The organism is Pseudomonas sp. LBUM1656, assembly GCF_059716065.1.
Map to the genome: position 1 here is coordinate 1,660,901 of NZ_CP166800.1, position 19,833 is coordinate 1,680,733.

Below are 19,833 nucleotides of genomic sequence, written 5' to 3' on the forward strand. Positions count from 1 at the left end.
CCGCTCCCACATTTGATTTGTGTTGGGGTTCAACCTCGCTGAGCAGCTTTCAGGCATTTCAAATCGTTGAAGTCTTTGCGAACCCCTTCAATCTTCTTCAACAAGCGCTGGCGCTGTGCCGGTGTGCTCTCAGCCATCAAATCCACAAACAAACTTCGTGCCTGCGCTTCTGTGTTGGCAAAAGCCTGACGGTACGCCGGCGTCCACAAACTCTCACGATTCACCAGAAGTGTCTCGATACGCTGTGGGAATTCCGGACTCTGGCGCTGCGCAACCGCCGCACTGAACTGCTTCTGCCAATGGACGCGGTTGGCGATCCATTGCGTGTTCTGGTCACCCAAGGCGTTCGACCAAGTGACCACCCGTTGTCGCTGGGTCGGGCTGAGCGGACCCAGCCAGTCATTCAGGCGCTTTTCCATGCGCTCGGCGCGCTGCTTGATCTGCTGGTCAAGAGACGGCTTGACGTAATCCTCCTGGCGTTTGCGCTGATCCTTGGCGAAGGCGTCGTTCATTTCCGCAACTTGCTTCTCATCCAGTCCCTGCAACAGTTCGATGGCCGAGGGCGTGATTTCCCGGGCTGTCTGGGCGATGGCGGCCTTGGCTTCCTGAGTGCGGGTCTGCAGCGCGGCGTCGGTGATCTGATTGGTTTCGACCATGGTCTGCAAGCGGTCCAGCCAGTCAAGATAGCCTGGCAGTTGCGTGGTGCAGTGCCAGCTCAAGTGTTCCTTGAGGCGCTCGTTGAACCAGCCTTTTTGCTCGCCGTTCATGTCCAGGTAGTCGCTGAGCGTCCACGGAATGATCACGTCGAGGTTGCGATAGGCCAGGCCCACGCGGCTGCACGCGCCAAGGGTGAGACTTAGGGTGATGATGACGGCGAGATACTTCAACCAGCGCGACATGGGCAAGTCCTTGCGAAGGTCTGGCTTATAGAGTGGATTCTTATGTGAACGCAGAATGTGCCCGGCAGTTCAGCCGATCAATAGAAGGCGCGTTCGGCCTTGAGGGTAACCAGCCCGTCGCACTGGCTGTTGTGCCCGGAATAGGCGGAACAATCGCTGCCGCTGAGGTTTGAGTCGCTGTAGATCAGGTTGAGGTCAACGCCCATGAACGGCCGCGAAAGCTGCACCGACCAATCGGTGAAACTGCCGATATAACCACCGTCGACAGACGCCGGTGTGTTGAGCTGATGGGTGGTGTATTTCATGCTGATCCCGATGCCGAACGGCTGATTGCCGCCCAGGTCGGCGAAGACGGTGCTGTTCTGTTTGTCCGGGTCGTTGCTGAACGCGGCGCCGAAGCGGCTGCCGAGAAAAGTCAGGCCACCGAACAGCTCCTGGCTGTCGAGGGTATCCACTTTCGGATAGCTGTAACGGATCATGCCGACTTCGTACCCGAGGGTATTATCGAAGGGCTGTTTAAAGCCCATATAGGAGTCGACTTCCAGCTTGGCTCCTGGTGTCAAACCCATGCTCGGTGCCCATTGCCCCACATAAAAACCGTTGTCGTGGCTCAAGTCGAGGCCGCCGTGAAACGAGCCGGTGCTGGAAGGCTTGACCAGGCCCTGGGCCATGCTGCGGCTGGGGGTGGTGCCGAGTTTGAGATCGAAGTCGCCCAACTCGCGCTGGAAGATTTGCGCGTTGGCGACCGAACACGACAGCAGAGTGCCGAGCAATAAATGGGAGGGTTTGAGCATGCGTCACTCCATGACAGCGAGGAGCAGGAACAAAAACCTACTGAAACGCTTGATCTAGACGTGTGCAAGCATACCGGCGAATGCTCGGCATTGAAGGCCGTTCGTCGATTTTTGAAATATTGATGTGTTTGGCGGGGTGTTGCGGGGAGGTTCCAGTCCAAGCGCTTCGAAGCTCAAAGCGCTTACGGACCAGGTGACGCGGCGGATCTTTGGGTGAGTGTTACTTCTTGCCCAGAGTGATCTGCTTGGACGGGCCGAACGTCTGGCCGCTGACGCCTTTGGCAATTTGCTGGATCTCGCCGCCGGACTTGAGGAACGCAGCAATCTGGTTGTTGATCGATTCGCTGGTTTCAACGGCTGGAGCTGGCTTTGCTTTGCTGTTGGATGCTTTTACACGCATGGCGGCCATTAACCTGTAGAAAATTAACTTGGCCAGGCATCGTACAGGAAATACTTGACAATTGCTTGGCAAATATCCCCTCAAAATACACATCGTAGGGGTGTAATTATGCACAAGTTACTATTCGAAATGCGCCCCTAAGCTGCTGTTTTAAATAAGAACGACGGTAGGAAAATAGGGTTTTTCGAGGGGGTGGCAAGGGGGGGCGATTGCTCGTACGGCCTGACGAGCGGCCGAAAGCCTGAATCAGAACCCAGGAAAATGAAGGCTTTCAGAAGATTTTCCGGTGTCACCGGGCTGGCCGCAGGAACGCCGCCCGCAAAACCGGGTAGAATGCCGCCCACGCAATGAGGGTATTGGAAATGGCTTTAGTCGGGCGCTACAACAGTTTGCAAGTGGTTAAACACACTAACTTCGGTTTATATCTTGACGGTGGCGCGGATGGCGAAATCCTCCTGCCTAATCGTTATATTCCCAAAGATATTCCCAGCGAAGATGAAGATTGGCTCAACGTTTTTGTTTATCTGGACAGCGATGACAAACTCATCGCGACTACCGAAACGCCGAAAGTTCAGGTCGGTGAATTCGCCAGTTTGAAAGTCGTTGAAGTCAACAGCATTGGTGTTTTCCTGGATTGGGGTCTGCCGAAGGATCTGCTGCTGCCGTACTCTGAAGAAAAGCGCCAGATGACGGCCGGCGAGTATGTCGTGGTGCACGTCTACCTCGACAAGCACACCCGCCGCATCACCGCGACGGCGCGCCTGGACCGTTATCTCGACAAGAGCCCGGCCAACTACACCCCGGGCCAGGAAGTTGATTTGCTGGTGGCCGAAGCGACCGACATGGGCTTCAAGGCAATCATCAACAACAAGCACTGGGGCCTGATCCACAAGAACGAAATCTTCAAGTTCATGCGCGCCGGCAAAGAAGAGAAGGGCTTTATCAAAGAAGTCCGTGCCGACGGCAAGATAAGCCTGAGCCTGCAACCGGTAGGCGAAGAAGCGGCCACCAGCCTCAACTCGAAAATCCTCGCCAAGTTGCGTGACAACAACGGCACCCTGCCAGTCAGCGACAAGAGCGACCCGACCGTGATCACCAGCATGTTTGGTGTCAGCAAAGGCAACTTCAAGAAGGCCATCGGTGCGTTGTACAAGAATGGCCAGATCGTCATTCATGCGGATCGCATTGAACTAAGCTGACCTTGAGCCAACCTATGTTCACCGATTACATCGGGTTGGACTGTAATTAAAAGCCCCGGCCCTGCGCCGGGACTTTGCTTTCTACTGCCGAGTGACTGCCATGTTGTGTGTTATCGAGGCGTTCCAATGAGCGCCACCCGGCGTAGCGCCGATGGGTTTGCCCTGCAAGTGATGATCGGCTTGTGCCTGATCTGGGGCGTGCAGCAGGTGATGATCAAGTGGGCGGCGCCCGACATCGCGCCGGTCATGCAAGCGGCGGGGCGGTCGGGTATTTCCGCGTTGCTCGTAGGATTGTTGATCTGCTGGAAGGGCGGTTGGGACCAGGTCAGCAGCACCTGGCGCGGTGGCTTGTTGGCGGGTGCGCTATTTGGCCTGGAGTTCTTCTTCATTTCCGAAGGCTTGCAACTGACCACAGCCGCGCACATGTCGGTGTTCCTTTACACCGCGCCGATTTTTACCGCGTTGGGCGTGCACTGGCTGCTGCCGAGCGAACGGTTGAGACCCGTGCAGTGGCTGGGGATTTTCCTCGCGTTCGTCGGGATCGCCATCGCGTTTGCCGGCGGCGTGTCCTGGGACAACCTCGATCACCGCATGTTGATGGGCGATGCGTTAGGCGTGTTGGCCGGCGCATCCTGGGGCGCGACCACGGTGGTGGTGCGCGCCTCGCGACTGTCCGAAGCCCCCGTCACGCTGACCCTGTTTTATCAACTGATCGTCGGCTTCGTCGGCCTGCTGCTGATCGCGATCCTCAGCGGCCAGGTGACCCATGTCAGTCTGACCACCGTGGCGGTGGCCAGTGTGCTGTTCCAGGGACTGGTGGTGTCGTTCTTCAGTTACCTGACGTGGTTCTGGCTGTTGCGTCGTTATCTGGCGGCGAACCTGGCAGTATTTTCGTTCATGACGCCGCTGTTCGGCGTCACATTCGGCGTGGTGCTGCTGGGTGAAGAGCTGAGCCTGAACTTCGTCATCGGTGCCGTGCTGGTGCTGCTGGGTATCACTTTTGTCAGCGCTGAGCAGTGGGTGCGCCGTCGTTTGCGCAAAGCCCTTGGGCAGCAGTGACCGGACGCAACAGCAGACCACCAGCGACAAGCAAGCCGCTGCCGGCAACCACCAGCGCTGGCTGTAAGCCGCCACTGAAATGACTGCTGAGCGCCGCCAGCAACGGTCCGGCGAGCTGACCCACGGCGAAGCAGGCCGTCAGCAGCCCGGCATTGCGTTGAGTGGCGTGGGGCGCCAGTTCCCGGGAACATTGCATCACCAATTGCATGCAGGCCAGGAAAGGCGTGCCGCAAAGAATCACCCCCAGCGCCAGGCCCGAGCCGCTGCCCAACAGGCAGGCAAAGACGCCGGCGGCTTGCAGCCACAACGTCGCCATCAGCCAGTGGCGAGTGCCATTGGGGGTTTGTCGACGCAAACTGACCAGCAGCACCCCGAGAGCAGACGCCAGGCCGAAGCACGGCCAGAACAGGTCGGCCTGCCATTGGCCATGGAACTGGGCGCTGGCCATTTGCGAAAGGAAGGTGGCCGGGATGATGTAGCCCAGACCGTACAACCCGTAGATCACACCTAGACGGCCAATGCCTTGATGACTGGAGGTGGCTGCGCTCGGGGCGGCAACGACCGTCGCGGTCGATTTCGGTAGAAAAGGCAGAATCACCAGCAGCATCGCCAGGGCGACAACGGCATACACCAGCCACAAGGTGGCAGACGTCTGCCCCAGCAGATTCGAGCCCAAGGCCAACAAACCTGTCAGAAAAATCCCCAGACCCGGTCCGGCAAATACCAGGGCGCCCAGACGTGGGCGACCGGCTGCCGCTGCCAATGGCTGGCTCAGCGCCGTGATCATCACCAACACCCAGGCGCTGGCCACGCCGGTGCCGAATCGCAGCACCAGGTGCGACCAGAACCCGTTGGCCCAGAACGACGCCAGCGTCAGCAGCACACACAGCCACAAACCGCCCAACAATCGCCGGCGGACCTGATCGGGACGGCGAGAAAACATGGCGTCCACGGCGCCGACGAAGTAGCCGAGGTAATTGGCGGCGGCAATCAGACCGGCGGCGGTCAGGTCGATTTGACCTTCGCTGAGCAGGTGCGGCATTTGCGGCGTCAGGGCGAAACGGCCGATGCCCATGGCCATCATCAGGGCAATAAAACTGGCGAGTAGGCGAATCAGTGGAGACATGGTCTCAATTCCTGCAAAGGATCAATGACCGTCAGGCTAGGGCTGATTGACTTTCTTTAAAAATGAATAATAGTGAGTAACTTGTTCTGATTTGGAGAAGATCGTGGAGTTCAGCCAGTTGCGGATCTTCCAGGCAGTGGCGCAAGAAGGCTCGATCACCCGGGCTGCCGAGCGTTTGCATCGGGTGCCGTCGAACCTGTCGACGCGCCTTAAACAACTTGAAGAGCAGCTCGGCGTAGAACTCTTCGTCCGCGAGCGTCAGCGTTTGCAGTTGTCGCCTGCGGGAAAAGTCCTGCTGGATTACACCGCCAGGCTCTTCAGCTTGCGCGACGAAGCCCAGGCAGCGGTGCAGGGCGGGCAACCAGCCGGGGACTTCGTGCTGGGCACCATGTACAGCACGGCGGCGATTCATCTGCCGGGGTTATTGGCGCGTTATCACCGCACGTATCCGGCGGTGAACCTGCAAGTGCAGTCCGGACCCAGCGGCGAATTGCTTGAAGGCTTGCTCACCGGTCGTCTCGACGCGGCATTGGTGGACGGACCGCTGGAGCTGGCCGGCCTCGACGGCGTGCCGTTATGCGACGAGCGGCTGGTGTTGATCAGCGAGGCCGATCACCCGCCGGTGCGCAGCGCGCTGGATGTGGAAGGGCGCTCGGTGTTTACCTTTCGTCAGGGCTGTTCCTACCGGATGCGCCTGGAAGCCTGGTTCGCCCATGACCACGCGGCCATGGGCCGGGCGATGGAGATTGAATCCTATCCGGGCATGCTGGCCTGTGTGATTGCCGGCTCGGGCGTGGCGCTGATGTCGGAGTCGATGCTTGCCAGCCTGCCGGGCCGCGAGAGCGTGGCGGTGCACCCGTTGGCGGAACCGTTCGCTCACGCTACGACCTGGCTAATGTGGCGCAAGGGCATGCTCGGCGCCAACCTGAACGCGTGGATTGAGCAGCAGCAGGCGGTCTATCCATCGGTGTCGATACAGGCTTCGGCGATTGCTTGAACTATTGGTCAGGTATTTTGATCCATTCAGTAACAGATCATTGCGGATTTGGGCGAGCAATACGTAGGACTTCGGACTATTATCAGTGCGAAGCGGCTACAGAATTCCGGTCGCTCGGCACTACCCTGAAGGGGGCACCATGAAAGAGAAAATCCAAAACTGGCTGCACGATCTGGGTGTTGCGCTCGGTTTGATTGAACCGCCTCTGCAACCTGTGCCTATTCGCACTGATGACGAACAGCGTCGACGCCAGCAGCGCCGCCGGTAATCGCAACGCTGCTGCTGTTGTTGTAGCAGCTGTCGAGCACCGCGAGGCAGCGTTCGGCTGCGCAGCAGTCGTCAACCCTGTTTGCAAAATTTGCCTGACACACCGCGTCGTCTGATTCACGACTGCTTCGTCCGAACGCGGCCCGAACCGAACGCAGCCTCGCGGTGCTCGGCAGCTGCTACAGGACCGCGTGAATTCTAAGTGTGGCGGATTTAATCCCGCCCGATCTCCATCAAAAACCGACTCAAATCATTCGCTGTCCTGGCATTCTTGAGCATCCGGTCTTCTTCCCCTGTAAACGCCGTCAACCCCAGCTCATCTTCCAGATGGAAGATCAGCTCTTCGATATCCTGTTTATCCAGTCCCAACTGCGCCAGGCTGGCGTTGTCGTCAAAGTCATCCTGGCCCTCCAGCAGGCGGCTGATGAAACGATACACGGCGGCACGAACGGCAGCTCTTTTCATGGTGGTTCTTCGAGGGCGTTATTGTTGTTGTCCCTGGGCTTGAGTACAGCAGGCTTCAGGCGTGTGAGCGCTGCCACTCGTCAATCATCGTGCGCAAATGTTCCCCGGAAAAACTGCCGAAATGCCCGCCGTGTACCGTGCGGATCGGCAACGCGCGCAAGCGTTGCAGGCTGCGAGCGTAGTCATCGAGATTGGAATGGTAGGCGTCTTCGATCAGCGGCCCGTCGTAGATGATGTCGCCGCTGAACAGGGTCTCGGTCGCGGCTTCGTACAGGCTGATGCCGCCCGGTGAATGCCCCGGTGTGTGCAGCACTTGCAGGACGCGATTACCTAGGTCCAGCACGTCGCCTTCTTCAATCATTCCCGTGGCCGGCGCGGCTTTGACCCGGTATTCGGCGTAGCACAGCGGGCAGTCCGGGTGCGCCTCGAACATCTCGTCACCGACAAACGCCCGGCTCAGATCGTTTTCGCCGTCAGGTGCCGCCAGGATGTCGGCCTCGGCCGGATGTACCAGACGTTCAGGAAATTCGTGGTGACCGGCGATGTGGTCGAAATGGCAATGGCTCGCCACGGCGACCAGCGGCCGCTCAGTGATCCAAGGCAATTGCTCGCGCAGGCTCACCAGCCCGGAACCGCTATCGAGCAGCAAGTCCTTGTCGCGCCCCTGGATGTGCCAGAGATTGCAGCGATAAAAGGGTCGGATGTAAGGCTCGTGAATCAGGCGAATGCCGTCGCTGAGTTGTTTCACCTCGAACCACTGATCGCGGCTGACGATCTTCATAAGCAGTTTCCTTCAGACGAAAAAAAACGGGTGTGGCAACCGACGCCACACCCGTCGAAGAAACAGTTAATCCATTCCTTTCAGCTTAGATGGCGCTCGCCATCGCTGCCGGGCGACGGGACAGCAAGCTGACCACGACGAAACTCACCAGACCTACGCCGAGGCTGTAGTAGATCGGGGTGTTGGCGTCCATACCGTCCTTGAACATGAACACCAGCGCGGTGACGAAGCCCAGCGCCATACTGGTGATCGCGCCGGCCGTAGTGGCGCGTTTCCAGTAGATAGCCCCCATCAACGGGATCAGCATGCCGCCCACCAACAGGTTGTAGGCCAAGGTCAGTGCGCTGATCACATCATTGACTACGAGTGCGATGCCCAGCACGACGATGCCGGTGAGCAGGGTGAACAGGCGGTTAACATTCACATTCGATTGCTTGCCGCCACGCAACTTCGGCAGCAGGTCTTCACTGAGTGTGGTGGATGCGGCGAGCAGGCCGGCGCTGGCGGTGGACATCATGGCCGCCAGTGCTGCAGCGATTACCAGGCCGCGGATACCGTCCGGCAGGGACACTTTGACGATGGCGGCAAAGGCATTGTTGACGTTGTCCAGGTCCGGAATCAGCACATGGGCGGCCATGCCGATCAGCGCACACACCAAGCCGTAGACAATGCAGTAGATCCCGGCAGACGTGCCCGCGTACTTGGCGACTTTCTCGCTGCGTGCGGTGAACACCCGTTGCCAGATGTCTTGACCGATCAGGATGCCAAAGAAGTAGATCATGAAGTAGGTGATGATGGTGTCCCAGCCGATGCTGGTGAAGCTGAAACTGGCGGCTGGCAATTGGGCAACCAGTTGATCCCAGCCACCGACACGGTACAGGCAGATCGGCAGCAACAGGAACATCAGGCCCACGGTCTGGATACCGAACTGGACGATGTCGGTCAGGGTTAGGGACCACATGCCACCGATGGTCGAGTAAATCACCACCACACCACCGCCGAGCAGTATCGAAACCCAGAACGGCAGGCCGAACAGCACTTCCAGAACGGTGCCGATCGCCAGGATCGAAGTCACGCCGATCATCAGTGCATAGGCCAGCATGATGGTCGCGCTCGCCGTACGAGCCATCGGGTTGTAACGTTTTTCCAGCACCTGGGTAACGGTGAATACCTTGAGCTTCAGCAGCGGTTTGGCGAGGAACAGGTTCAGCGCGACGATCCCGCAACCCAGTGCGGCGCACAGCCAGAAACCGGAGATGCCATGGACGTAGCCCAGGCGCACGGTGCCGACGGTGGACGCGCCACCCAGAACGGTTGCGGCCATGGTGCCCATGTAGAGACTAGGGCCGAGGTTGCGACCGGCGACCAAATAGTCTTCGTGGGTCTTGGCCTTGCGCATGCCGAAGTAGCCGAGTACCAGCATCGCGGCGGCGTATATGAGAACGACGAATAAATCCAATGCCATGATGGCGTGTCTCCGATTGTCTTTTTTATGGTGAAACAAAGATGTTCAGTGGGGTTGCTCTCTGTGGGAGCGGGCTTGCTCGCGAATGCGGTCTTTCAGTCACATCGATGTAGGATGTGCCGCCGTCTTCGCGAGCAAGCCCGCTCCCACAGGTGGATCTGTGTCAGGCGGGCTGACGGAGTTCAGGCTTTGCGACGGTGTTGGTGCCCTTGTTGCGTGCATCATTCGGCCCGAACACCGCGGCCGGTTCCGGGAACAGGCTCAGCAGCGTCAGGTACACCAGTGACGCCAGGCCGAGGGTCACCGGCAGGCTGATGTCGATGCCTCCCGCCAGTTCACCCAGCGGGCCAACGAATTGCCCCGGCAGGTTCACAAAGCACAAACCCACCAGCGCACTCGGGATCCAGGCACCCAGCCCACGCCAGTTCCAGCCGTGGGTGAACCAGTAGCGGCCACCTTTCTCGCCACGGGTGAACACTTGCAAGTCATCCGGGCAGTAGAAGCCGCGGCGCACCAGCAGGCCGATGATCATGATCACCATCCACGGGGTGGTGCAGGTGATGATCAGCACGGCGAAGGTCGACACGCTCTGCACCAGGTTCGCCGCAAAGCGCCCGATGAAGATGAAGGCAATCGACATCACGCCAATCAGCAACGTGGCCTTGACCCGCGACAGCACGCGAGGGAACACGCTGGACATGTCCAGCCCCGTGCCATACAGCGAAGTAGTGCCGGTGGACATGCCGCCGATCACTGCAATCAGGCACACCGGCAGGAAGAACCAGCTCGGCGATACCGCCAGCAGACCGCCGACGTAGTTGTTGGCCGCGATGTAGTCCGGGGCCTTGATCGCCACGATGGTGGCGGTGGCGAGGCCGAACAGGAACGGGATGAACGTGGCGATCTGCGAGATCACCACAGCGGCCATGATCCGGCGCTTCGAGGTCTCACGCGGGATGTAACGCGACCAGTCGCCGAGGAACGCGCCGAAGGAAATCGGGTTGCTCATCGCCACCAAAGCAGCGCCGATGAAGGCTGCCCAGAAACCAGGTTGCCCCATGCTCACGGTGCCGGCGTAGTTCACATCGAAAGGCCCGACGAACGCGAAGATGCCCAGCAGGAACAGCAGACTGGCGCTCCACACCGCGATCTTGTTGACCCACAACAGGAAGCGGAAGCCATAGATGCAAACCGTCAGCACCAGGATTGCGAACAGACCGTAGGCCAGGCCCAGCGTCAGGTCGGTTTCCGGCAGGCCGATCAGGCGTTTCGCGCCGCCGATCAGCGCATCACCCGAACTCCACACCGAGAGCGAGAAGAAGGCGATGGCGGTCAGCAGCGACAGGAACGAACCGACGATCCGCCCGTGCACGCCGAAGTGCGCACCGGACGACACGGCGTTGTTGGTGCCATTGAGTGGCCCGAACAGGCCCATTGGCGCGAGGATCAGCGAACCCAGCAGCACGCCCAGCACAATCGCCCAGACGCCGGCCTGAAAAGACAGGCCGAACAGCACCGGGAAACTGCCGAGCACGGCGGTGGCAAAGGTGTTGGAACCGCCGAAGATCATCCGGAACAAGTCCGTCGGGCCTGCGGTGCGTTCGTTGTCCGGGATCTGTTCGACCCCGTGGGTTTCAATCTGCGTAAGGCTTTGGTCTTTGTTGTTGTTATTCATGATCAGCTCCGATCATAAAGGCGCGCTCATCGTGTGTGAGCGTCACCTGTTTGGCTAAGGGGGTGGCAGCCCTTCCGGCATCGCGGACAAATGTTCGTGGCAGGCCAGCCATAGGCCTTGTTGTTGTCGGCGAAACACAATCGTCTCGCGCTCCTGGCTGAAGTGTTGCTCCCCTTGCATGCGCAGCTCGGTGGCCACGTCATGGATGAAAATCGCCACGTCACCTTGCAAGCTGACGAAGGCGTTGCTTGAAGTGCACGCAAGCACCTCGAAGCCATCCTCGGCGCGCCAGGTGTCCCACAACGCCTGATAGGCATCGCGCGACAGCAGGGGCTGCTCGAGGGTGTAAAACACGAAGCTGGCGTCGGCGCTGAACGCGCCGAAGTAGGCTTCGCGATCGTTACGGGCGAAGGCGGACACCAGATCGGCGGCGGCTTTCAGAACCTGATCGCGTTCATTCATGACCGATCCTCAGCGGTGGGCCACGCCAGGCAGTACGCAGAGCATTTCGTACAGCAAGTTGGCGGCCAGCAGCGAGGTGTTGCCGGTGGTGTCGTAAGCGGGCGAGACTTCTACCAGATCGCAACCGATGAGGTCGAGGCCTTGGCAGCCGCGAATGATCTCAATCGCCTGAATGGTCGTCAGACCACCGATTTCCGGGGTGCCGGTGCCTGGGGCCCAGGCCGGGTCGATGCCGTCGATGTCAAAAGTCAGGTACACCGGACCGCCGCCAACTTTCTCGCGAACTTCGGCCATCAGCGGGGCCAGGGATTTGTGCCAGCACTCTTCCGCCTGAACCACACGGAAGCCTTGTTTACGGCTCCAGTTGAAGTCTTCGGAGGTGTAACCCTGAGCGCGCAAGCCGATTTGCACCACGCGATCACAGTCGATCAGGCCTTCTTCGGCGGCGCGACGGAAGGTGGTGCCGTGGGCGACTTTCTCGCCAAACATGTGATCGTTCACATCGGCGTGAGCGTCGATGTGCACCAGGCCGACCTTGCCGTGCTTCTTGTGAATCGCACGCAGGATCGGCAGGGTGATGGTGTGGTCGCCGCCCAGGGTCAGGGGGATTACGTTGTGTTCGAGGATGGCGTCGTAGGATTCTTCGATGATCCGTACGGCGTCCAGCAGGTTAAACGTGTTGATCGCCACGTCGCCGATGTCGGCAACCGACAACGAGTCGAACGGTGCAGCGCCGGTGGCCATGTTGTACGGGCGGATCATCACCGATTCAGCGCGGATTTCGCGAGGTCCGAAACGGGTACCGGGGCGCAGCGAGGTGCCGATGTCCAGCGGAACGCCAACGAAGGCAGCATCCAGACCGGCAGCGGTAGGCAAATGGGGGAGTCGCATCATGGTGGCGATGCCGCCGAAGCGCGGCATTTCGTTGCCGCCCAGTGGTTGGTGAAGAATCTTGTCCACGGGTAAGGCCTCATCGTCGTTGTTTTATTTATGTCGGTTGCGCCACTCCGGGGAGGTACGGGCACCGTTGGGGGCCGATTCTGCGAAATGTAGTGGTCGGGAAGAATCGCTACGGGCAAATACTTAGTTCAGATTTTTCTAAACTAATGCCGATGACGGCGATAGACTCGCAGTGTTCATGTAGCAGCTGCCGAGCCTGCACTCAATTCTGTAGCAGCTGTCGAGCACCGCGAGGCAGCGTTCGGTTCGGGCCGCGTTCGGACGAAGCAGTCGTAAAATCATGCGATGCGGTTCTTCAGGAAACCCTTAGGTACAGGTTTCACGACTGCAGCGTCCGAACGCGGCCCGAACCGAACGCAGCCTCGCGCTGCTCGGCAGCTGCTACAAGACCTCATCGTCTGCGTGCTTTTCGCTGGAGGGCCCCCATGGCCAATGCTTTACCCGACCTGAAACTCCTGCGCATCTTCGTCAGCGTGGTCCGTCATCAAGGGTTCGCCAACGCCCAGCAAGAACTCAACCTCTCGACCTCGGCCATCAGCACCTACATGAGCCAGCTCGAAGCCGCCCTTGGCCTGGTGCTCTGCCATCGCGGTCGTGGCGGTTTCAGCCTGACCAGCAAAGGCGAGCTGTTCCATCAGGAAACCCTGCGTCTGTTGGGCGAACTCGAAGGCTTCGAGCAATACGCGGCGGCGCTGAAGGGCGAGCTGCGCGGTACGCTGAACCTCGGCGTCATCGACTCCACCGTCAGCGACAAGGCCTTGCCGTTCGCCGAAGCCATCGGCGCCTATAGCCAGGAACACCCGGCCGTGCATTTGCACCTCTCCGTCATGAGCCCCTACGAATTGCAGCTCGGCGTGCAGGACAATCGCCTCGATCTGGCCATCGGTGCGTTTTCCACGCGCATGAGCGGTCTGGTCTACATGCCGCTGTACCGCGAACAACACTGGCTGTATTGCAGCAGCCGCCATCCGCTGTTCACCGAGCGGCGCATTCCCGAGCAAGTCATTACCCAGCAGCGCATGGTGGGCCGTGGTTACTGGAGCCAGGCCGAACTGGCCCGGCACGGTTTCAAGCACAGCGCCGCCACCGTGGAAAGTATGGAAGCGCAGTTGATTCTGGTGCTCTCCGGCGCCTACATCGGTTACCTGCCGGAGCACTATGCCCAGGCTTGGGCGGACAAGGGCGATTTGCGGGTGTTGCTGCCGGCGACCTTCGGCTATCAGGCGCCGTTCTCGATGATCGTGCGCCGTGGCCGCAGTCGTGAGCCGCTGATCCAGACCTTCCGCGATCTGCTTAAAGCACAACTGAACCAGGCCTGAGAACATGTCCAGAATCCACTGTCCACGCTGCCTGCGCCCACAAACCCACTGCCTGTGCCCGTTGATCCCGAGCCTCGACAGCCGCACCCGGGTGTTGCTGTTGCAGCATCCGAGCGAAGTGAACCATGCGTTGAACACGGCGCGCCTGGCCGCGTTGGGCTTGAAGAATGCCGAGCTGATTGTGGGCGAGGTGTTCGAGGATTTACCGGCGCTGTTGAGCCCGCCGGGGTATCAGGCGCGGTTGTTGTTTCCTGCCGACGATGCGCAACCGTTGCAGGCGTACACCGCGAATGACCCGCCGCTATTGCTGGTCGTGCCCGACGGCACCTGGCGCAAGGCGCGCAAGATGTTGCACCTCAATCCGTTGCTGGCGGCGTTGCCGAGGGTGGCATTGGTGGATGGCGGCGTGTCTCGATATCGACTGCGCAAAGCCCCGGGGCCGGGGGCGTTATCGACGGTGGAGGCGATTGTCCAGGCGTTGCAGACGCTGGAAGCGCCTGTCAGTTTCGAACCGTTGTTGAAACCGTTCGAGGCGTTGATTGAAGGGCAGATTGCGGCGATGGGGGAGGAGGTCTACCAGCGTAACCATGGGCCGAAATAGTCGTTGCCTGAGAGGGCCTCTTCGCGAGCAAGCCCGCTCCCACAGTGTTTTGGGGTGTTGATCGTTCCCACGCTCCGCGTGGGAATGCATCCAGTGACGCTCTGCGTCACATCCGGGAAGGGACGCGGAGCGTCCCGGGCGGCATTCCCACGCGGAGCGTGGGAACGATCAAAGATTCCGGTCGAAACTACCGCTCCCGCATCGCCTCGGTCCGGGCTTTCAACACCGGTTTCAACAGGTAATCCAGCACGCTCTTCTCGCCAGTGATGATATCGACCGTCGCCACCATCCCCGGAATAATCAACAACGGTTTCACGTCCCCGCCCAAGTGATTCTTGTCAGTCCTCACCTGAATCAGATAAAAGCTGTTGCCCTTGTCATCGGTAATCGTGTCCGCACCAATCAACTCCAGCTTCGCAGTCAATCCGCCATAAATCGTGTAGTCGTACGCGCTGAATTTCACCATCGCTTTCTGCCCCGGATGCAGGAACGCCACGTCCTGCGGCCGCACCTTGGCTTCGATCAGCAAATTGTCTTCAATGGGGACGATTTCCACCATGTCACTGCCCGGTTGAACCACGCCGCCGATGGTGTTGACCTTCAGCACCTTGATAATCCCGTGCACCGGCGACACCACGGTGGTGCGAGTCACGCGGTCATCGATGGCGATGCTCGACGCTGTGATTTTCGACAGGTCGGTTCGTTTTTCATTCAGCTCTTTTGCCGCGTCCGAGCGGAAGGATTGTTCCGATTCATCAATCTTGCTTTTGATCTCGTTGATCGCCGATTCCGCCCGCGGAATTGCCAGCGTCGTCGCATTCAAAGAGCCGCGAATCTCTACCGCGCTGCGTTTGAGTCGCAAGATTTCCACCGGCGAAACCGCGCCGGTGCCCACCAGCGGCGCGGACATGTTCATCTCTTGTTGCAGCAATGCCAGGCTCGAACTGAACTGCCCCTGCTTGGAGCGGAATTCCGCCAGTTCCTGAGTTTTTTGCCGCAGTTGTTCGGTCAGCGTCCGTTGCTCACTGGCCAGTCGGCGCTGGCGTTGTTCGTACAGCGAGCGCTCGTCCTCGGCCACTTGCGGGGCCTTGGCGATCACTTCAGGTGACAGCTTGAACGGCCGGCCCTCCGCTTCGGCCGACAGCCGTTCGACCTGTGCGGTCAGCGCATAACGATCCGCTTCGCTCTCGCCCTTGTTCGACAGAAACCGCGTGTCATCGAGGCGCAGCAAGGTGTCGCCCTTGTTCACCATTTGCCCTTCGCGCACGAAGATCTCGGTGACGATGCCGCCCTCAAGGTTCTGGATCACCTGGACCTTGCTCGACGGGATCGCCTTGCCTTCGCCCATGGTGACTTCTTGCAGCACCGCAAACTTGGCCCAGACCAGCGCGGTAATCAGCAGCGCAGCGGCCAGCCACACGGTGATTCGCGACCAGCGCGGCGAATCCTGCAGCGAAGCGCCGGCGGTTTCCGGCATGAATTCGCTTTCTGCGGTTTTGCCGAAACTGCCGAAGTAGCCCCGGTCTTGTGGCGTGTCGGATGATGAACGGGCCATGGGTAGCTCCTAGACAGCCGCAGAGCCGACACGGCCCTTGCGCAGTGCATCGATGACCGCTTCTTTCGGACCGTCGGCAACGATCCGCCCGTTGTCCAGCACCAGCAGCCGATCCACCAGGCTGAGCATCGAGGTGCGGTGGGTCACCAGCAGCAAGGTTTTGCCCTGCACCCAGCCGTGGAGTTTCTGCCGCAAAACGTCTTCGCTGCTGTTGTCCATCGCGCTGGTGGGTTCGTCGAGCAGCATGATCGGCGGATCCAGCAACAAGGCCCGGGCCAGCAGCACAGCCTGACGTTGACCGCCGGACAGCAACTGCCCGCGTTCGCCCACGGGGCGGTCAAACCCTTGCGGATGCTGACGCGCCAGCTCGGTGACGCCGGTCAGTTCGGCGACTTCGAGCATCCGCGAGTCGCTGATGTAACGGGCGCCGAGGGTCAAGTTGTCGCGCAGGCTGCCCGCCAGCAGCGGCAGGTCATGGGCGACGTAACCGATCTGTTGGCGCAGGTCGGCGACATCGAGTTGCCGCAGGTCCAGCCCATCGAGCAACAGCTGTCCTTCTTCCGGCGCATAAAACCCCATCACCAATCGCGCCAGGGTGCTTTTGCCCGAACCGCTGCGACCGATGATGCCGATCCGTTCGCCGGGTTTGACACTGAAGCTGACGTTGGCCAGGGCCGGGGCGTTCTGGCCGTTGTAGTGGAAGGTCACACCGCTGACGTCCAGTGCGCCTTGCAGTTGCGTGCGCTCCAGCGGCCGCTGGTTGGCATCGCGCTCTTGCGGCAAGGACATCAGCGCATCGGTGCTTTTCATGGTCAATTGCGCTTGCTGGTAGCGGGTTATCAAACCGGCGATTTGTCCCAAGGGGGCGAGCACGCGGCTGCCGAGCATGTAGGTCGCCACCAGCGCGCCGACGCTGAGGTTGCCGGCGATGATGCTGTAGACCCCGGCGACGATGGTCGCCATGCCGGAGAATTGCTGGATGAACAGCGTGCCGTTGGTGGCCAGTGCCGAGAGGTTGCGCGCATGGCTGTCGAGGCGGGTGAGGGCGCCGTGGGTGCTTTCCCATTTGTGCTGGCGTTCGCTTTCGGCGCTGCACGCTTTCAGGGTTTCCAGGCCGCCGAGGGTTTCAATCAGCAGCGCCTGGCGCTCGGCGCCGAGGCTCAAGCTCTTCTGCACGGTGTCGCGCAGACGCACCTGAATCACCATCGCGAAGATGATCGTAATCGGAAAGGCGAGCAACGGGATCACCACCAGCCAGCCGCCGAGCAAGCCGATCACCACCAGCATCAACACGGCAAAGGGCAGGTCGATCAGGCTGGTCAGCGTAACGGCAGTGAGAAATTCACGCAGGCCCTGGAAGTCATGGATGCTCTGGGCGAAACCGCCGATGGTCGCCGGCCGCGCCTTCATCGCCATGCCGGTGATGCGTTCGAACAAGGTCGCGGAAAGAATCACATCGGTTTTCTTCCCGGCGGTGTCCAGCAAGTGCGCGCGAACCACCCGTAGCACCAGTTCGAAACCGGTGCCGATCAGCAAGCCGATCGACAGCACCCACAAGGTCGAGGTGGCCTGGTTCGGCACCACGCGGTCGTAGGTCTGCATCACGAACAGCGGCACCATCAATCCCAAGAGGTTGATCAGGAAACTCGCCAGAATCGCATCGCTGTACAGCCATTTCGACAGCTTCAAGGTGTCGCGAAACCACGCTTCCACGCGCGGCACCAGCGGCGAGCGCAGGTCTTCCAGTTCATGCCGTGGCCGGGCGAACAACGCCTGGCCACTGTAATTTTCGGCCAGCTCTTCCCGGCTGACCCATTGTTCACCGCCGTCCGCCTCGCTGGGCAGGATCAGCAACCGGCCGTCATCGCCGAAGCGTCGAAGAATGGCGGTGCGGCCGTTGTTGAGGATCAGCATCACAGGCAGGTTGAGCGCGGAAATGTCCGCCAGTTCGCGGCGCAGCACCCGCGCCTGCAAGCTGGCCCGGGCGGCTGCTCGGGGCAGCAGGTCCAGGCTCAAGCGCTGCTTGTTCAGCGGCAGCCCGGCACTCAGGCTGGCGCGACTGACCGTCGCGCCGTGGAGTTTGCAGAGGATCAACAGACCGTCCAGTAGCGGGTCATCGAAGCTCAGGCGCGGATCGACACCGGTGTTGCCGGGTTCCATGCTGGTCAAATTGATCTCTCCACAGGCCTACTTCAGTTCAGGCAAACGGGCTTCGTTTTTCACTTCGGTGGAGGCGATCGCATCGGCGGGCAGTACCACCCGCTGTTTGCTCAGCAACTGGCCCATGTTCGCCAGCACGCGGTACATCGAGTATTCCTCGGTGTAGCGCACTTCGGTGTAGCGGCGATTGGCGTTGTAGAGCTCGTTTTCACTGTCGAGCAAGTCGAGCAGGGTGCGTTGGCCGAGGCCGAACTGGTCCTGATACGCCACGCGCACACGTCGGCTGGTATCCGCGTATTCGCGGGCCGTCGGGGTCTGCTTCTTGGCGTTGACCATGGCGTTCCAGGCCAGGTGGATGTTCTCGTTGAGTTGGCGCAGGGCGTTGTTGCGGATGTCCATCGCCTGGTTGATCTGATGCGCATTGGACTGCAGGCGCGCCTTGTCGCTGCCACCGCGGAACAGGTTGTAGTTCATCACCACACCCACGCGCCATTCGTTGTCGTGGCCTTCATCGCCTTGCACGTTGTTGTTCGCGCCCACCGCCGCTTCGGCATCGAAACGTGGGTAGAACGGCGACTTGGAAACCTCGTACTGGCTCTCGGCCGATTGCACGTCAGCCTGGGCGGATTTCAGGTACGGATTGTTTTCCACCATGCTCTGCTGGGCTTCCGGCAGGGTGGCGGGCAGTTCGCCGCGGATCGACGGCGGTGCTTCGAGTTCATCGGGCAGGCGCCCGGTGACGGCGTAGAAGTTCGATTCGGCATCCGCCAGATCGACCTCGGCGGTGTCGAGGTTGTTTTGCGCCAGTGCCCGGCGCGCGCCGGATTGGTCGGAGTCGGCGTTGCTGCCAACGCCACGCTGGGTGCGCAGGCCGATCTGGTCGTTGACCCGCAAGTGAGCCTGCAGGTTGTTCGTGGCCAGGGTCACCAGTTCGCGGCGCTTGAGCACTTCGAGGTAGACCTCGGTGGTGCGCAATGCCAGGTCCTGGGCGGTGCCTTGCGCGTAATAGGCCCGGGAATTGACCACGCCTTTGGTGCGTTCGACTTCGTTCGCGGTGTTGAAACCGTCGAACAGCATCTGCCGCAGGCGCAGTTCGGATTGGGTGTAGGTGAGGATTTCGGTGTGGTGATTGCCGAACGCCCGGGTGTTGGTGTTATCGCTGTACCCGCGCCCGTAGGCGGCGTTCAGGTCCACCGATGGATAAAAGCCCCCTTTGGCGACTTTCACTTGCTCATCGGCCGAGAGACGGCTGTCCACCCGCGATGCCAGTTCGGGGTGAGTTGCGATGGTGCTCTGGATCGCCTCGGTCAACGACATGGCCTGGGCCTGGGATGTGCAGGCCATGGCCAACAGAATTGCGCTGCAAAGGGGGGTTAAAACGCGCATGGGTACATCTCCCTGATTCCTGATGGTTCTTTATCAGTCGCCAAATATTTGACGACATTTATAGGCAAAACCGTTTCATGCTTGTAACAACGTAGCTAAGAACATTCTAGAGCGTAGCTAAGAAATTTTTTTCATAGGGTTTATTCCAAAAAAAACTTATGCGCTCTGCAAAATCCAGCACATTGTTCACTCTGAAAGCCCTTGATTCAGGAGCTCTTAGGAGTATTCGGGGGTTTGAGGAAAGTTCCATCCACTTATCGACA

Annotated in this window: 19 protein-coding genes; 6 read left to right on the forward strand and 13 right to left on the reverse strand. The window is 60.0% G+C overall.

The window, feature by feature from the left end; translation table 11 throughout:
* Positions 1 to 29: 29 nt before the first annotated feature.
* The 3 genes from ACA072_RS07350 to ACA072_RS07360 all read right to left on the reverse strand — a co-directional run bounded on the left by ACA072_RS07350 (position 30) and on the right by ACA072_RS07360 (position 2,102).
* The gene (locus ACA072_RS07350; protein WP_497623802.1) at positions 30 to 899 is read right to left on the reverse strand and encodes a DUF6279 family lipoprotein; all 870 of its coding nucleotides are present in this window, start codon (positions 897 to 899) and stop codon (positions 30 to 32) included.
* Positions 900 to 976: 77 nt separating this feature from the next.
* Positions 977 to 1,693 (reverse strand): TorF family putative porin, encoded by a 717-nt coding sequence (locus ACA072_RS07355; protein WP_497623803.1) that lies wholly within the window; start codon positions 1,691 to 1,693, stop codon positions 977 to 979.
* Between the two features lie 220 nt (positions 1,694 to 1,913).
* Positions 1,914 to 2,102, reverse strand: coding sequence for a PFL_1563 family small protein (locus tag ACA072_RS07360; protein ID WP_017337097.1), 189 nt, complete (start codon positions 2,100 to 2,102; stop codon positions 1,914 to 1,916).
* 353 nt (positions 2,103 to 2,455) lie between these two features.
* Between ACA072_RS07360 and ACA072_RS07365 the strand changes: the two genes are divergently transcribed.
* Together ACA072_RS07365 and ACA072_RS07370 are read left to right on the forward strand one after the other, a co-directional pair.
* Entirely contained in the window at positions 2,456 to 3,292 is an 837-nt protein-coding gene (locus ACA072_RS07365) for a CvfB family protein (protein WP_497623804.1), read from the forward strand.
* A 126-nt stretch (positions 3,293 to 3,418) separates the two neighbouring features.
* On the forward strand, positions 3,419 to 4,351 hold the full coding sequence (locus ACA072_RS07370; protein WP_497623805.1) for a DMT family transporter: 933 nt from the start codon (positions 3,419 to 3,421) through the stop codon (positions 4,349 to 4,351).
* Here the strand turns inward: ACA072_RS07370 and ACA072_RS07375 are convergent.
* Positions 4,296 to 5,477, reverse strand: a complete 1,182-nt coding sequence (locus ACA072_RS07375; protein WP_497623806.1) for an MFS transporter — start codon at positions 5,475 to 5,477, stop codon at positions 4,296 to 4,298. The two genes, ACA072_RS07370 and ACA072_RS07375, sit on opposite strands and share 56 nt — an antisense overlap.
* A 103-nt stretch (positions 5,478 to 5,580) precedes the next feature.
* Between ACA072_RS07375 and ptrR the strand changes: the two genes are divergently transcribed.
* Both ptrR and ACA072_RS07385 read left to right on the forward strand, forming a co-directional pair.
* Entirely contained in the window at positions 5,581 to 6,474 is an 894-nt protein-coding gene (gene ptrR, locus ACA072_RS07380; RefSeq protein ID WP_497623807.1) for a putrescine utilization regulator PtrR, read from the forward strand.
* A 139-nt stretch (positions 6,475 to 6,613) separates the two neighbouring features.
* The gene (locus tag ACA072_RS07385; protein ID WP_007914492.1) at positions 6,614 to 6,742 is read left to right on the forward strand and encodes a PA1414 family protein; all 129 of its coding nucleotides are present in this window, start codon (positions 6,614 to 6,616) and stop codon (positions 6,740 to 6,742) included.
* Between the two features lie 212 nt (positions 6,743 to 6,954).
* Here ACA072_RS07385 and ACA072_RS07390 read toward each other — a convergent pair whose 3' ends face one another.
* The 6 genes from ACA072_RS07390 to speB form a co-directional block, all read right to left on the reverse strand.
* Entirely contained in the window at positions 6,955 to 7,206 is a 252-nt protein-coding gene (locus ACA072_RS07390; RefSeq protein ID WP_497623808.1) for an acyl carrier protein, read from the reverse strand.
* Positions 7,207 to 7,261: 55 nt separating this feature from the next.
* On the reverse strand, positions 7,262 to 7,987 hold the full coding sequence (locus tag ACA072_RS07395) for an MBL fold metallo-hydrolase (protein WP_461980175.1): 726 nt from the start codon (positions 7,985 to 7,987) through the stop codon (positions 7,262 to 7,264).
* An 85-nt stretch (positions 7,988 to 8,072) separates the two neighbouring features.
* Positions 8,073 to 9,452 (reverse strand): sodium:solute symporter family protein, encoded by a 1,380-nt coding sequence (locus tag ACA072_RS07400; protein WP_497623809.1) that lies wholly within the window; start codon positions 9,450 to 9,452, stop codon positions 8,073 to 8,075.
* A 163-nt stretch (positions 9,453 to 9,615) separates the two neighbouring features.
* Positions 9,616 to 11,127: a purine-cytosine permease family protein gene (locus ACA072_RS07405; protein WP_497623810.1), complete on the reverse strand. Its 1,512-nt coding sequence runs from the start codon at positions 11,125 to 11,127 to the stop codon at positions 9,616 to 9,618.
* Positions 11,128 to 11,181: 54 nt separating this feature from the next.
* Positions 11,182 to 11,589, reverse strand: a complete 408-nt coding sequence (locus tag ACA072_RS07410; protein ID WP_200667912.1) for a YybH family protein — start codon at positions 11,587 to 11,589, stop codon at positions 11,182 to 11,184.
* Between the two features lie 9 nt (positions 11,590 to 11,598).
* Entirely contained in the window at positions 11,599 to 12,549 is a 951-nt protein-coding gene (gene speB, locus ACA072_RS07415; RefSeq protein WP_010462004.1) for an agmatinase, read from the reverse strand.
* Positions 12,550 to 12,974: 425 nt separating this feature from the next.
* Between speB and ACA072_RS07420 the strand changes: the two genes are divergently transcribed.
* Positions 12,975 to 13,868 (forward strand): LysR family transcriptional regulator, encoded by an 894-nt coding sequence (locus ACA072_RS07420; protein ID WP_007945995.1) that lies wholly within the window; start codon positions 12,975 to 12,977, stop codon positions 13,866 to 13,868.
* A gap of 4 nt (positions 13,869 to 13,872) precedes the next feature.
* Entirely contained in the window at positions 13,873 to 14,469 is a 597-nt protein-coding gene (locus ACA072_RS07425) for a tRNA-uridine aminocarboxypropyltransferase (protein ID WP_497623811.1), read from the forward strand.
* A gap of 187 nt (positions 14,470 to 14,656) precedes the next feature.
* Here ACA072_RS07425 and ACA072_RS07430 read toward each other — a convergent pair whose 3' ends face one another.
* Genes ACA072_RS07430 through ACA072_RS07440 form a run of 3 tightly spaced genes read right to left on the reverse strand, consistent with a single transcriptional unit; the run spans position 14,657 to position 19,570 of the window.
* On the reverse strand, positions 14,657 to 16,024 hold the full coding sequence (locus tag ACA072_RS07430; RefSeq protein WP_010462001.1) for an HlyD family type I secretion periplasmic adaptor subunit: 1,368 nt from the start codon (positions 16,022 to 16,024) through the stop codon (positions 14,657 to 14,659).
* Positions 16,025 to 16,033: 9 nt separating this feature from the next.
* Positions 16,034 to 18,193, reverse strand: coding sequence for a type I secretion system permease/ATPase (locus tag ACA072_RS07435; protein ID WP_497623812.1), 2,160 nt, complete (start codon positions 18,191 to 18,193; stop codon positions 16,034 to 16,036).
* Positions 18,194 to 18,211: 18 nt separating this feature from the next.
* Positions 18,212 to 19,570, reverse strand: a complete 1,359-nt coding sequence (locus ACA072_RS07440; protein WP_497623813.1) for a TolC family outer membrane protein — start codon at positions 19,568 to 19,570, stop codon at positions 18,212 to 18,214.
* Positions 19,571 to 19,833: the final 263 nt, after the last annotated feature.

Excerpts from the sequence above, each read along its gene's own strand:
- ACA072_RS07350 (WP_497623802.1), bottom strand. The coding sequence starts at position 899 with ATGTCGCGCTGGTTGAAGTATCTCGCCGTCATCATCACCCTAAGTCTC.
- ACA072_RS07355 (WP_497623803.1), bottom strand. The coding sequence starts at position 1,693 with ATGCTCAAACCCTCCCATTTATTGCTCGGCACTCTGCTGTCGTGTTCG.
- ACA072_RS07360 (WP_017337097.1), bottom strand. The coding sequence starts at position 2,102 with ATGGCCGCCATGCGTGTAAAAGCATCCAACAGCAAAGCAAAGCCAGCT.
- ACA072_RS07365 (WP_497623804.1), top strand. The coding sequence starts at position 2,456 with ATGGCTTTAGTCGGGCGCTACAACAGTTTGCAAGTGGTTAAACACACT.
- ACA072_RS07370 (WP_497623805.1), top strand. The coding sequence starts at position 3,419 with ATGAGCGCCACCCGGCGTAGCGCCGATGGGTTTGCCCTGCAAGTGATG.
- ACA072_RS07375 (WP_497623806.1), bottom strand. The coding sequence starts at position 5,477 with ATGTCTCCACTGATTCGCCTACTCGCCAGTTTTATTGCCCTGATGATG.
- ACA072_RS07385 (WP_007914492.1), top strand. The coding sequence starts at position 6,614 with ATGAAAGAGAAAATCCAAAACTGGCTGCACGATCTGGGTGTTGCGCTC.
- ACA072_RS07390 (WP_497623808.1), bottom strand. The coding sequence starts at position 7,206 with ATGAAAAGAGCTGCCGTTCGTGCCGCCGTGTATCGTTTCATCAGCCGC.
- ACA072_RS07395 (WP_461980175.1), bottom strand. The coding sequence starts at position 7,987 with ATGAAGATCGTCAGCCGCGATCAGTGGTTCGAGGTGAAACAACTCAGC.
- ACA072_RS07400 (WP_497623809.1), bottom strand. The coding sequence starts at position 9,452 with ATGGCATTGGATTTATTCGTCGTTCTCATATACGCCGCCGCGATGCTG.
- ACA072_RS07405 (WP_497623810.1), bottom strand. The coding sequence starts at position 11,127 with ATGAATAACAACAACAAAGACCAAAGCCTTACGCAGATTGAAACCCAC.
- ACA072_RS07410 (WP_200667912.1), bottom strand. The coding sequence starts at position 11,589 with ATGAATGAACGCGATCAGGTTCTGAAAGCCGCCGCCGATCTGGTGTCC.
- ACA072_RS07420 (WP_007945995.1), top strand. The coding sequence starts at position 12,975 with ATGGCCAATGCTTTACCCGACCTGAAACTCCTGCGCATCTTCGTCAGC.
- ACA072_RS07425 (WP_497623811.1), top strand. The coding sequence starts at position 13,873 with ATGTCCAGAATCCACTGTCCACGCTGCCTGCGCCCACAAACCCACTGC.
- ACA072_RS07430 (WP_010462001.1), bottom strand. The coding sequence starts at position 16,024 with ATGGCCCGTTCATCATCCGACACGCCACAAGACCGGGGCTACTTCGGC.
- ACA072_RS07440 (WP_497623813.1), bottom strand. The coding sequence starts at position 19,570 with ATGCGCGTTTTAACCCCCCTTTGCAGCGCAATTCTGTTGGCCATGGCC.